Below are 12,965 nucleotides of genomic sequence, written 5' to 3' on the forward strand. Positions count from 1 at the left end.
AACACCCTACTCCTTCTCCTTTGTGAGTAACGGCAAACCCTGCTCATCGCCCGGCTCTTCGAGCACGAGATTAGGACCGGCATCGGCCAATTTGTTCGATTTTACCTTATTGGCCACAAACCACTCGAAGTTCTTGCCCTCTGGGTCTGGATGAACGTCGGTGCGCGGGTAATGGATGGGAAGCGGTGGAACCGGATCGCGCAGCAAGGCGAGGAGATCGGTGATATGTGGTAATTGGTACAACGATTGACCGTAGCATTGCTGCATCGCCTGTGCAAACGCTGCCACCCATTCACTTCGTTCGCCAACCTCAGCTCGCCGCCACCCCGATTGCTGCAATGAACAATAGCGCATGCCGGGTTCGAGCAAATCAATCTGATCTACTGCCAACTTGACACTGCCAAATCCGAGCGGTTTAGCATAACCGAGCCGGAAAAAGCATTTTTCTTCGCCCAAGCTTAGCGTCCATAGCAACGCACCAAGCTCAACCGGGGCCAAGTTATGAAAATCAATTGTGAACTGAAATACGTTACCCGGCACACGTACTCCGCGCACCGTGCGATTCTGATGATCGCGACGCTGTCCGGCACGCTCATATTCGAGCCGATTCAGACTATTTCCGTGGTGACGGTAGAACTTCCGTCCACGCAACTGATTGGGTCCATCGTAGCCAATGGTGGTTGCAGAGCCTGGTCTCTTGCGCTCCTCCTCACTCCATTCGCCGTCTTTCTTGCGCAGGTAGAAAAGCGTGGTGGTCGGTTTGGATGAACTCAAGACGGCCAACGGCATGGGTTCGGCATACACGCCTTTGTCTTCAATCAATACTGCGTGGCTAAAGCGCACCCGTCCGGCATAGGCAACACGCACCTTCCGATCCTCGGCTGGCGTGGCGCGTACCCATCCGAATACGCGCGAAGCAATGTCTAGCCGCTCGTACTCTTCACTCGGCTTCAGGTGTTCAGGGAGCAGATCGCCGATAGAATGGCGATAGCGCAGCCGCGCCACTTTTGCCAGGGCAATATTGCGCACGGTCTTTTGATCCGGTTCCAGTTCAACGTACACCAAATTGCCCGGCGTCAGCCGATCACTCTGCACCTGGCTGTGAAAATCGTCACGTCGTTCGTGGAGTTGGGCATGCAACACTGCGTTAAAGTCGGCTTCGCGCTCGGTATCGAAAGAGACGTGCTTGGCTTTGGCCGGATCACCTTCTTTGAAATAAAAGAAACGCTCATTGCGTTTTGTCTCGATAGTGCAGCCGGTTATTTTCACCCACCCCTTAACCAAGGGTTTGTTGTACTTTAGTAAGCGATTGTTATCTTGCTCACGCGCAAGTGCTTCCACCTTCTTCACACCATTCTTGGCGGTGCTCAGAACGGCATACGCCGTTTCACCACAACTCCAATCGCCGTGCAAAACGTTCAGGTTACGGTCTTCGTAATACGCACCGATTGTCGCCTCCTCGCAGAGGGCAATGACGCCCGGTTGATCACCGTCCGGCAAACTCAGCACGATGCCGGGTTTAAACCGTTTGGACTCAATCGGGTCGATACGATACTCGAGCCGTTCCTCGCCATTGAAGACACTGAACGGTGAATTAGTCACCGTTTCAAACAAGGCACGGATCATACCGCGCAGACTCGTAGCAGGTATGGCGTCTTGACCATCATACTGGAAAAAACGGTAGTTTTTATGCTGAACTTCGCGGTTATCGACCAGCAGAATAGTAGTCGATTGCACATCGTGGCTATCCGCGATAAAAAGAGGGGTGACCGCTTCGAGGGTGCAGGTGATACGCCCGGTCAAACCCACATACCGGTCGTGAGGCGGCGGTGGGCAACGACCCAGCAACTGTGCATCGGGGTCGGTTTCCGGTATGGTGGGTGGTGGTAAATAGCGGACGAAATTGTAGGGGTTGAGGAAGCGGTAGGATTCCCGCGCCTTGGTTGACTCTTTGGCACGTGGCCACGGCGCCGTCGGTGGCGATGGTGGAACCACCTGAGTCGATACCTGATGACGATCCCACTTTTCGGAGCGATTGGCCTTGCCTCCGCCTTGATGCATCTGTCCACGCTTTGGTATCTGTTTGTTGTTTTTGTGCTTCGCCATCGCGACCTCATTGGATATATGCTGTGCCAGACCTTGCCTTCAGATCGTCAACCATCAGTTGAAAGGTTTGGTGAAACGCATCGAGAATATCCTTCGCGGTGCTCATATCCTATTCATCCTGTCTTCTTCTGCCGGGATACATGGCAATATTTCGCCTTCTCTGTAATTCTTCCAACAACTGCATCAGCTCAGATGGACAGTTCGAAATCGGGATACGGAGCACTTCTAACAAGGCGCCCCAATTCCTTCTGCTAAGTCAGCACTCAAAACACGCTCAGCTTGAGATAATTCGAGTTTCTCCAGGTCTTGACGGAGCATTCTTAGTCGGTCAGCAATGCCAGGTCGATTGGTACGAGAGGGGTAGATCGGTGTTCGGGCAGTGACATTGCAAAGAAACTCCAGGTTCAAACCAATATACATGACCTCCCATAGCGAAAGCTCATTAGTTTGCACGGAACAACCTCACTCAGTAGATAGATCGCCGTACTTGTCAATTAACGGTAACCCCGCAGAATCATCCTCCGCCAGTGGCAATGCGATACGCGGTCCGGGATTTTTACCGCCCCGCTTGTTGCCGACAAACCATTCGTACTGTTTGCCATCCGGCTGCGGCTGGCGGCTCGAACGCGGATAGTGGACCGGCAGGGGAGGTTTGTCAGCCAGTAATGCCTTGAGGTCGCGGATGTTTGCCAACATCTCGAAGGCGGCGCCAAAGCGTGACGCCATTGCCTGCTTGAATTCCTTGATCCATGCATCGATTTGTTTCTGATCCTGGTCGTGCCAACCGCTACGCGCGAACGATGCATACCGCTCGGTAGGGTCCAGCAATGAAACACGCACGACCTTGATCTGTACCGAGCCGAACCCCAGCGGTTTGGCGTAGCCGATGCGGTGATGCCATCCTTCGATCTGCAAACTCCAGAGCAGTGCGCCAAGCTCCAGCGGCGCCAGGTTCTCGAAATCTATGGTGAACTCGAAAACGCTGTCTGCCTGCTGAACGCCTTGCACCGTCCGGTTCTGATCGCTCTTCGCACCGTTGACACTCCGGTATTCCTGCGGATTGAGCTTTGCACCGTGATGGCGATAGACTTTGCGCCCGCGCAGAATCTGATTCTGGTTGTTGTAATCTACTTGTCTATCGTCTTGTCCATTTTGAGGTTTGCCGGTGCGTGGACGCAAATAGAAGCGATAGGTGGTCGGCTTGGGTGTAGCCAAAATAGCCAGAGTTTCATCAAATGTTCCGCCATCTTTGGTCAATACGGCATGGCTGAAGCTAACGCGCCCGGCATACGCCGTTCGTACTGACAGTTCTGGAGGATTAACGGCGGTTTCGTCACCCCACACCCACCCAAACACCCGACACGCAGGGCAGAGCTCATCGTAAGTCGCGCATTTCTTCAGGTCAGACGGGTACAGCAGATCGCCGATGGTGCGCTCGAAGCCGACACGCGGCACCGAGACGGGCACAATGAATCGCACCTTGTATCCACTGTTGCCATCTTTGTCGAGCATGGCATAGACCAGATCACCATCTGTTAGTTTTTGGCGGCCTTCGACAATAAAACGGCTGAAGGCCGGCTCTGTGCCCTGCGGACGATTTGGATCCCGCCGTTTGCGCACCTCATCGCGGTGACGCTCTTGATAGTCGGCGATCAGTTCTTCGTACTTCTGCCGCACCGTGTCAGGCAACTCGACCGGATTCAACTGCTGGGTGGTGAAGAACAGTCGCTCATCGTGTTTATTCTCAATGTTCTGATTGGTAATACAGAGATACCCGCTCACCCGTAGCTGATTAGCACCGGGCTTCGGCAGTGGTTGGTGCGATTTTGCCAGATGCACCACATTCCAGAACTCGAAATTGCGGCGCGGATGGATCATACGCTCGATAATCGCGTGACCCAACTCACCATGCGCAAAGCCGGTCAGCGAGAGTTTTAGACGCCGATCGTAGGGTGTATTGGGCGAATGAGCGACCGTTTTGCTTTTCTGCAACGGATCGTACACATGCACCCATGCGGCGTACTGCGGGCCGGAAGGTCGTTGGCCGGGTGTGATCGTTGTTGTTCCGGGTAACAACTCCAATTCCCACCGCGTGTCGATTTTACGCACCCGCGCCGGAACTAGTTGCAGCGCCAGCTCTGGCAACAGGTGATAACTCAATCGCTTATCGCCGGCAAAGTGGGCAAAGCAGGAATTGGTCGCTGCTTCAAAGATCGTGCGGATCGCACCGCGCAGGCTCGTACCGGGAATAGCGATATTACCTGCCGGATCGCGAAAGAAGCGATAGTGACGATGTATCTTGCCGTTGACGTGCTCTTCGCACACGTCCTCACTATCCGCGACAAAGATCGGGGTGGTAGCGGTAAGTCGGCAATAGACACGTCCGGTCAACCCTACATACCGGTCGTGGGGCGGCGGCGCGCAGCGACCCAACAAAGGGGCAAGGTGCCGGTTGCGCGGTTCCAATGTGCGCACGAAGTTGTAAGGGTTGAGAAAGCGGTATCCTTGTTTAGATGAGGCGCCGCCCGATAGAGGCCGGCGTTGGGTTTTAGCTTTGCTCATTGTGTCTCCACCTTATGTGGTCTGTTACTTAATGCCCGATACCAGACAAACGCAGTTCGTCCCTGTTCGGTGTAGCGCCAGAAATGCAGGTAGACGTGACTAGTTGTGTTGATCGGATAGGTGAGGTTGGCGGCGGCGACGCGATCATCATGCCATGGTGATGAGGTGTCTTTACGATCACCCCACAGCATGACCGACTCGGCATAGCGGTATAGATGACAGGTGGGATGTTTCTGCCAGAAGTCCTCAAAGGCGAATCCATTGAACGATACTGATGTGCCGATGTAATGCCACAGCCAGCGATTACCATCGCGCCGCAGCGAGAGATGACCACGCTCACCGAAGATCTCGGCACGCTCGAGGAACTTTGACCATCGACACCGGCAAGGGCAAGGTGCCGGTGACCCACGCTCACCGAAGATCTCGGCACGCTCGAGGAACTCTGGCTGCGTCGGCCGATCGGCAAACTCGATATGGCTAACGTGCTCCCAGATGCGGTAGGGCATCCCCTGCCAATGCCCTTGCCACGCATCGAGGAAGTCGCACAGTTGATCAGGTATAAACTCGCCACCCAGAATGGCCGGGCGATCTGAGTCGCTCAGCTTCGCCTGCTGCATCTCTTTATGCAGTCGCGTAAAAAAGTCGTTGCTGTCGTCGCTCATGACACCCTCGCCGGATAGAGATCGGGCAACCATGTGCCGTTGATCTCATCGAAGTAGCTGTCTTTCTTCAAACCGAAGGCATGTTTATATTCCTTGACCGTCACATTGAACGCTCTGATCCAGCTCTCTACCAGTGTCCTCCAATCGTTCTCTGTTGCCGGATCAAGCATCAACGTGCGATAGACGCCGCTCATCCCGCCTTTCGATTGCAAAAGTTGCTGTTTAGCGGTAATCGCCTGCTGCACAGCCGGCTCCTGGTCATTCGTCTCAGACAACGGAAAATCGCTTTCGTGAATAATACCGAGAGTCACAGCACCGTCTTCGATCCTGCACTGACCAAAACCTTTGGCGGCGCCGAAGCCAATAGTGATCAACCCATCGTGCAGATCGCGCAACACCAGCGCCAGCCAACCCAATTCCCATGGTTCGGGGTTCTCGAGAAAGAGACGCACTCGGAACTTAGGCTGCCACAGCACCACCGCGTCGAACTTGGCCGTATCGCGTCCGCCGCCGGTAAAGCGGTCGATAGCCAGAAAATCGAGCACCTTGAGAGTAACCTTGTCGCCGACAAACGGTGCATCTTCGACGCGCAACCGGCTGCCGTTCCACGGGCTGCCGAAAAGCCGGCAGGCGAGACAGAGTTTCTCCTCAGCCCCTTTTTGCTCAAACGTATCTCGTTCAACCTTTAGTAGAGCCTTGATAAAGCTGTTACTCGACAACACCGCGCCGCAGAAGTTCTTCTGCGATTGCCGTTCAACCTTTAGTAGAGCCTTGATAAAGCTGTTACAACTTGCAACCGGGTCATCAGTCTTGGTCGTCAGCGGATTACAGGCGGGGCATGTCGTTAAGAATGCCGTTTTGCGACTCCCCATATTCTTACCGTTATCCCACGCGCTGAAAGTCGCGAGAGTGCGAGCGATCCGCTCGGCCTGACTCCGCAAGGCGCCGCGCAGGCTCGAACCGGGCAACACCGGCTTAGCCCCTTGCTCATAAGCCGCGAACACGGGCGCATGATCAAACCCGCTCCGACCGGCTTGAGCCACATCGTTGGTCAGAAAGGGACCGGTTGCGGCCAGTGTAAATTCGGCCAAAACCCATGAACGGGCAACCGGATCATTACCCTGGTACGGTTCTACCCACGCCCGCACCTGCTGGACCTGATTGGTCAGCCATGTGCGGTCGCCGTCAGTAGTGTGCCAAGGCGGCCCGTGGTGTAAAAACTCGATCAGCACCTTTGCCTGATTCAGATCGCGCTCGATCCATTGCACCTCGTTGAGGGTAAACGCACCCAACCCACGATTGACCCGACCACCGATTGCGCCTCGTCCCTGTTCCCATTCGGCCAACGTCGCCGCCAACAAGGGCAGCAGTTTCGGCTCATCAGGCAGTTTAGGATCGATCTCAAGCCGTAGCTTAAACACCGTCCCTGCCGGCAACACTTCGTAATCGAACTTAATCCGTTCGCGGCGCGCTGCTGCGCCGGTCACCCGATCAATCCCAACGCCATCGCGGATGGTCAGCGATGGGATCGTATCGAGCACGGCATCGTAGACCAGCAGCCGGGCAGCAGTGGCGGTATCACTATCTTCCCTTGGATTCACATCGCCGAAGAGCTGGCAGACAAGACATTGACAGGCAGCGCTTGACGATTGGTTGTTAATCGCTTGACACGGACTTCCCCCAAAGCGAGGCGCGAGCCGCGTGGCAATGCTGCGCAACGCACCGGCGATAGCGGTACCCGGTATGAGCAGCCGCCCCCGCACATCACGGCGCAAGAGATCGTCGGTCGTTTCCGTATCGCTGCCCGTGCCTACGTGAAGCGCTGTACGCAGCGTTAGCTTGGCAGTGATGGCACGAAACTTCATCGGCTATCTCCTCTCTTCAGCCTTCTGGCGGGCAGGCGCAGCGATCCGGGCAGCCAGCATCTGCAAACCTATGCGCCATGCCTGCGGATTGTGGTCCAACTTGTGTTGCTTGAGTTCGTCTACCAACGCATCCAGCAGCTTATCGATCACATCCATACCGCGCTTCCCGTCAGCCGTGAAGAAATTCGGTTTGTCGCGGCCGGACAACGATTTGCCGAGGAGGTTCTCTGCATTCCCTGACCGTTGTAAATCCTGCTTGATGGCATCAACCGAGGTGTGCTGAGAAACATGTAACAGCCGAGCAATCGTCTCAAAACGCCCATCGTTGAAACAAGCGAAGGATGTTGCTTCCGCTTCGAGCTTTTCCTCCCACTCGCGGGTGAAAGCAAGCACGGCCACAAACGGGGGCGACTGCTCGGCAGACGCCATCTGCAACGGGGTGAGATCGAGCATCGGACTGGTGATCCCTTGAAGTTGACGGTAGACCGGATGATTGAACGCAACACAACCGAAGCCCTCATTGCGGCGGAGACCGATACCCTGCGCCTCTACCTCCCCCAGACGCTGTCGCAGGTCATCCAACGGGATTCCCTTGAAACTCAGGCGTACACTGGAACCGGCAACGATGGCAATATCTCGCGCGCGCGGCAAACCTAACGTGGCATTGAAGGAGTCCACCGTCCGCACCGCTGAAAACGCCAGCGCCTCGCCATTCTGGTTGCAATCAATCGAGACTGCTGCGCCATTCGGCAACTGCAACTCGCGCTTTAGCCATGCGGCATCGAACCCACGCCAGAAACGTCCCCACGGATCGACGATAATCGCATCACTCAACAATAGCATCGTGACATGCTCCGTTGACGTGAGGCGTTCTGTGAGTGACTGCAAGCTGAACAGCGGTTCGTCGATTTTCTGAAACACGGCGCTGACTTTACCATAGCCGCGTTGGGTGGCTTTACCGAGGTGCAGTTCGTTTACCGCACCATTTGGTTGAAGATTGGCCATCGTTCGCAGCGCGTCCCAGATGTTCGCATCCGTACAGGTTACCTCACCGACAAAATACTGACCCGGCTCTAAAGCTACGTACCCGTACAGATCGCCGGTGCGCACCCGACCACTGTCAGGATCGATGCGAATATGCATTTCCACCATCGTGGACGGTTTGTGCCTGGAACGCGGCATATTTCTGACCAGTGAAATGAAGCCACCGAGCGTTTCCAGTTTCGCCGCCCCATGATCTGTGACACATACCGGACAGGTCTCTGACACTGACTCGAACCTGCTCCAAACGCCGCATCCATCGTCCTCGCTGGGCTTAGTAAAACCCGGATGCAATTCACACGTTAGCAGATCGCGCGGGGCAATTATGGTGGGATAACCACTAGCTTGCCGAGACACTTCTACCGGAGTCAACATCGAGAAACGCACCGTATCCCGCCAGAACAGATTGACAAAATCCTGGTATACCGACCCCTGAAGTTGCTGTCCCAGACGCTTCGCCGCACGCCACGCCAGCGCGCCGCGCAGCACACTGCCGGGAATGATGTCGAGCGTCTCGTACTGATTACCGGCTTCGACCCGACGAGCGATCAGTAACGGTTCGTCAAGCCGCATGAGAACGCGCAAGCGATAGGTATGATGGTTGGGATTGGGGGGCAACGGAAGCGGCCTGATGTTGATTGCACCGGCAGGCAAGGCAGGTTCTGCGCCATGTTCACCTCTTAACCGCCTGGCCAATCGATCCAGAAATGCGGTTTCCTGCGCTCGATCAACAAGATGAATCTCGCACTCACCATAGCCACGACGCTTGCCGGCGCCAAGATTACGCAGCATGCGTGCAGCGGCGACGAGCCATTCAGCCTCGCGCTGCGCATCGGCATCATCATTCTGGCACTCGGCCACGAAGCGGAAGCGCAAGCTGCCATCACCCTCCTCACGGGTGAACAGTTTATTTTTCTCGGCCCGACGTGTGCGAGGATTGACCCGCACGCGCGTTGTAATCTGCGCCGCCGTTTTGCCCGCACTCCACACGTCCGATGGCACGAGCGGTGTCATCATACCCGCAGGTCGTGCAGAAGAGATACGCCAACGCTTTTGGCGGGCGAGCGAACCGAAGATCGTATCCACTACATGTTGATCGGACGCAAACACTTGCAGTGTCAGCAGAGTGGTTAAACTTTCGCGCAGGAGACCGGCCAGCACCGTGCCGCGGATTACCGGTACGCCGTCGGCGTCGCGGAGTAGGACCGAGTCAACTTGCAGACCGAGACCATAACCGGCGCCGATGTGGTAATCGCTTTTGAACTCGATCTCGAATTCGAGACGGATACTCATGCCTCGTCCTCCTGCGGTTCATAATCGTCGGGGTTATGACTCAACTCCTGCGCAAACTCCCAAACTTCCAGCAGATCGGGCATGCCATGGGCGACCACATCTCGGTTATCGCGCGTGATACTGCGCCAATAGTGAGCGCCATTCCCGTTGTTCTTGGGCTTGCCCAGCACCTTAAGCGCATCGACTACCGCCGAACGTGAAACTGCACTCAATCGCTCCAAAATCCATTCGAGCCGATGCTGCGTCCACCGTTCTAAGTTTTGGGTACGCTGCTGCACAGGAATATCCGTCTGCACCTCGGCAAAACAACGGCGCAATTCGGCCAGACGCTTCCGGGGAAGATCTTTCAGGGCATAGCGCTGCGCCAGCAGATGCTTGAGGTCGATCCCGCGCAGCAAGGCGTCTTCCGAGAGATCGTGCTCTGCGACCCAATACGGACGTAACGAGCGCCGGATGACCTGATCACCGTCTGCCTCGGCCATACCCGCCAACCGATTGCCCAAAATGACCTCGAAATTGACCGCCGATAGATGCTCGTTCGTCCTGGCAGCCAGCAATTTGCTCTGGCGCTTGGCATCCTCCAGCCAAGCTTCGGCCCGGCGATGGGCCAGCGCATACGGATAGGTACGCTTGCAAATCACCACTGCCGCGGCAATCGTCGGGCGAGGCACATTGCACAGATTTATCTTATTTATCAGATTTTGCATGCGCTTTTCCCATTCGAGGCAGAAGCGACGGGCAATATCGAGCGCATACGACGCCGGGATGAGCGCAAAGAGATCGTCACCACCGAGAATGAGCGGAAGCATCGGCATCATCGTCGCCTGTGCCGGAACTTGCTTGCGGAACTCAATCATCGGAACGGCCAGACTCTCACTCAGCACCGTTGATAGACCTTGCGAAAGGTTCTGGAGCTGCCCCTGGTCACAACTGCCGAATAATTGACCCATACCGTTGCCGTCGGCCACCAAATAGGCTACGTAGTTTCGTTTACTCAGGTCAAAAACGGCAATAGCATCAGCGTCTTCGGGCCAATCGGGTTCAATGTGGGCAGGAATTGCCGCTTCCTTAGCATAAGGATCGTACACTCCACCAAGGAATTCGCGCAGACCACGATCACGCTCGGTTGCTTTGATCTGACAGGTCGCACACAGATACCTGTGGCGGGAAGCGTTCCTTCCCGCCAGCCGATCACGCCGTTCCGCCAACCCCACGCCACACGACTCGCAGAATGCGACATACGGCATATGCACTTCGGCTACTACTCCCTGCCGATGACTCTTCGCCCAGCGCAACTTTGTACCGGCTTCATCATTGGCCGTGCGGAAATCACTGTTCATCGCTACAGGCTCAGCAACTGTCAGGCTGCCACCCAACGCCAGCCGGTAGCGTTCAGCCAGATCGACGCCGAAAGCAACCGCGTCATTTCGATCGTTAAAGATCACCCGGAAACTACCGCCGTCATTGACTACAACCTGACCGTTGTACTGCTTCGCCACGGTATCTTCGACGCTACGGCAGAAGCGAGTCAGCAACTGACTCGCCCCGACCACTTCGCGCAAGCGCGAAGAGCGAAAGATGAAATCCTGAATCTTATCGGCCTCGGCAGCCAAGAGGTAGCGCATAGGTGGACCTCCAATTATTATTTATTGGCGCAGACCAGGTGGTAGGAATGTCAGATCGCATACCTCAACCAAACGCGACCACGAAGGCGCTGCGACTCGCTCTTTCCTTCCTGTAGCAGCAGCAACCATACCTGGATAGAAATGCTCTAACCATTTTTGGATAAACTCATCCACAGCAGCCTTTACCCAATCCAACGCGGCCTCGGCAACAGAACGAGGAAGGTACAGATGGGTATGAATGGCTTCACCGCGCAGTTTGGTGAAACCCTGATAATTCTTGTGAGAAAAATCGAGCGCTTTGCGGTTCCAATACTTATTGAGTGAAGGACAACCCGACACAATTTCTTTTCCAATCTGTCGCAGGTTAAGCGGGTTGACTCTCACCAATACGTCTCGCATTGCCCCAGCCCCACTGTGATCGGCGAGAAGTTTGAAACCTTTGATCTGATCGGCATCAGATAAATCACTCACTTTGCTCGTTGACCCGCTATTGTCCTTCAGGACGAGGCTATCTTTGAGCCAAGCAATACATAGCCGCGCCTTCAAGAGAAACTCGTCCAGAGCGGCTGCCCGCAAATACGCCGAACGGTAATCTTCATTCTTCGTAATCAACCGCTCGATCTTCGCCAGCTCATCGCTCACATACGCCAGCAGCGGTTCTGGTTGGGCAAACAGCGAATGAGTAGGGGCGGGATCGCCATGTTTCAACTTCAGGTGTTCATCCAGCAACTGCTGCGCCGCCTTGGTTGCGGTCGTTGCTGCGGACACATTGGGCCAAATCGGACCTAAGACATCAATGCTCCACGGCGCCACATCATCGGGCAACGGCGGATTGAAGGAATCTCGCAGCTTCTTAGCAACGGCGTAATTGCCGTTTTCCCACTCTTCATACATTCTGAGCAACTCGGCCAAACGCTCTACCTTCTCCAGATCACGCGGCTCAAACAGCGACTCGCGGTTGGCAGTAACGTCCAGAGTTTGCGACATCGCGCCGAGGATACCATTCCCCTGACGATCGGGGCTGTGCTTCGTCCCCAACAAAACCAGTGCATTGCGGAAGCTGTAGCTTTCGTACAACCGCCGCACCTGCTCCCAGTCACGCAGGTGGAAGGCTGCGTAGGGATTGGCAACGGCGCCAATGCGACAGGTAAAGCCATAGGGTCGGTGCCAATCACGGTCATACTCATCAAAATCAACATAGGTGATCGGCAGACCCGAATGAGCCGCGTAGAGAAATGCGCCCACCACCATACTCTTCTTAGCGCCGGTAATGTCTACGACGTTGGTGTAACCTGCCGGAGGTTGGGCTTCCTGTTTTTGGAACGCTTTGCAGAGAGTGCGGAAAACGTGGGTGGGCGTATCTTTGGGCAGTTCGATCAGTTCAAAACTATTGTCCGCCAAATCGGGACGGAACTGTTCAGGGAGAGGAGCCTGCTTCAGGCTCAGCATATACTGCTTAAGCAGCGTACCATGATCGATGCCCGGTGTCCCGCTATACGATGTATTCAATACCAACACTACCCGCTTCGGCTTCAACACGCAAACAACCTGCAACAGAGGCTCAAACGACTCACCGACGGTCAGCGCTAAGGTATGCACGGGCCAGTCAACACCGTGTAGCCGATCAGGTTCTTGAGCAGCTATCTTAAGTTCGCAACCCAGCAATTGCTGAAGATAATGCTCATAGTCGGGGTTATTCTTCCAGTATTTGCGTGTCTGTTCCCTCAAATTGTCAACATCACACTTGCCACCCATACACTCCTCGCTTGCAGATACTCATGACGTACACCGATTGAGCAGTCTGATCAGCT

General features: G+C 55.3%; 7 protein-coding genes. All 7 read right to left on the minus strand.

Annotated features, from left to right (window positions below; genetic code table 11):
* Positions 1-6: 6 nt before the first annotated feature.
* Positions 7-2,106 (minus strand): TIGR03986 family type III CRISPR-associated RAMP protein, encoded by a 2,100-nt coding sequence (locus tag RCAS_RS16985; protein ID WP_012121764.1) that lies wholly within the window; start codon positions 2,104-2,106, stop codon positions 7-9.
* A 462-nt stretch (positions 2,107-2,568) separates the two neighbouring features.
* Positions 2,569-4,668, minus strand: a complete 2,100-nt coding sequence (locus tag RCAS_RS16990) for a TIGR03986 family type III CRISPR-associated RAMP protein (protein ID WP_012121765.1) — start codon at positions 4,666-4,668, stop codon at positions 2,569-2,571.
* Entirely contained in the window at positions 4,665-5,330 is a 666-nt protein-coding gene (gene csx19, locus RCAS_RS16995) for a type III-D CRISPR-associated protein Csx19 (protein ID WP_012121766.1), read from the minus strand. Before csx19 ends, RCAS_RS16990 begins: the two co-directional genes overlap by 4 nt.
* Positions 5,327-7,195 carry an RAMP superfamily CRISPR-associated protein gene (locus tag RCAS_RS17000; protein ID WP_012121767.1) on the minus strand — a complete coding sequence of 623 codons (1,869 nt, stop codon included), beginning with the start codon at positions 7,193-7,195 and terminating at the stop codon, positions 5,327-5,329. Before RCAS_RS17000 ends, csx19 begins: the two co-directional genes overlap by 4 nt.
* Positions 7,196-7,198: 3 nt before the next feature.
* Positions 7,199-9,529: an RAMP superfamily CRISPR-associated protein gene (locus RCAS_RS17005; RefSeq protein ID WP_012121768.1), complete on the minus strand. Its 2,331-nt coding sequence runs from the start codon at positions 9,527-9,529 to the stop codon at positions 7,199-7,201.
* Positions 9,526-11,154 carry a Cas10/Cmr2 second palm domain-containing protein gene (locus tag RCAS_RS17010; RefSeq protein WP_012121769.1) on the minus strand — a complete coding sequence of 543 codons (1,629 nt, stop codon included), beginning with the start codon at positions 11,152-11,154 and terminating at the stop codon, positions 9,526-9,528. Before RCAS_RS17010 ends, RCAS_RS17005 begins: the two co-directional genes overlap by 4 nt.
* A gap of 21 nt (positions 11,155-11,175) precedes the next feature.
* Positions 11,176-12,909, minus strand: a complete 1,734-nt coding sequence (locus RCAS_RS17015; RefSeq protein ID WP_012121770.1) for a hypothetical protein — start codon at positions 12,907-12,909, stop codon at positions 11,176-11,178.
* Positions 12,910-12,965: the final 56 nt, after the last annotated feature.

The organism is Roseiflexus castenholzii DSM 13941, from assembly GCF_000017805.1.
Taxonomy (GTDB): Bacteria; Chloroflexota; Chloroflexia; order Chloroflexales; family Roseiflexaceae; genus Roseiflexus; species Roseiflexus castenholzii.

Bases quoted from the DNA above. Each gene is read 5' to 3' on its own strand.
- RCAS_RS16985 (WP_012121764.1), bottom strand. From the start codon at position 2,106: ATGGCGAAGCACAAAAACAACAAACAGATACCAAAGCGTGGACAGATG.
- RCAS_RS16990 (WP_012121765.1), bottom strand. From the start codon at position 4,668: ATGAGCAAAGCTAAAACCCAACGCCGGCCTCTATCGGGCGGCGCCTCA.
- csx19 (WP_012121766.1), bottom strand. From the start codon at position 5,330: ATGAGCGACGACAGCAACGACTTTTTTACGCGACTGCATAAAGAGATG.
- RCAS_RS17000 (WP_012121767.1), bottom strand. From the start codon at position 7,195: ATGAAGTTTCGTGCCATCACTGCCAAGCTAACGCTGCGTACAGCGCTT.
- RCAS_RS17005 (WP_012121768.1), bottom strand. From the start codon at position 9,529: ATGAGTATCCGTCTCGAATTCGAGATCGAGTTCAAAAGCGATTACCAC.
- RCAS_RS17010 (WP_012121769.1), bottom strand. From the start codon at position 11,154: ATGCGCTACCTCTTGGCTGCCGAGGCCGATAAGATTCAGGATTTCATC.
- RCAS_RS17015 (WP_012121770.1), bottom strand. From the start codon at position 12,909: ATGGGTGGCAAGTGTGATGTTGACAATTTGAGGGAACAGACACGCAAA.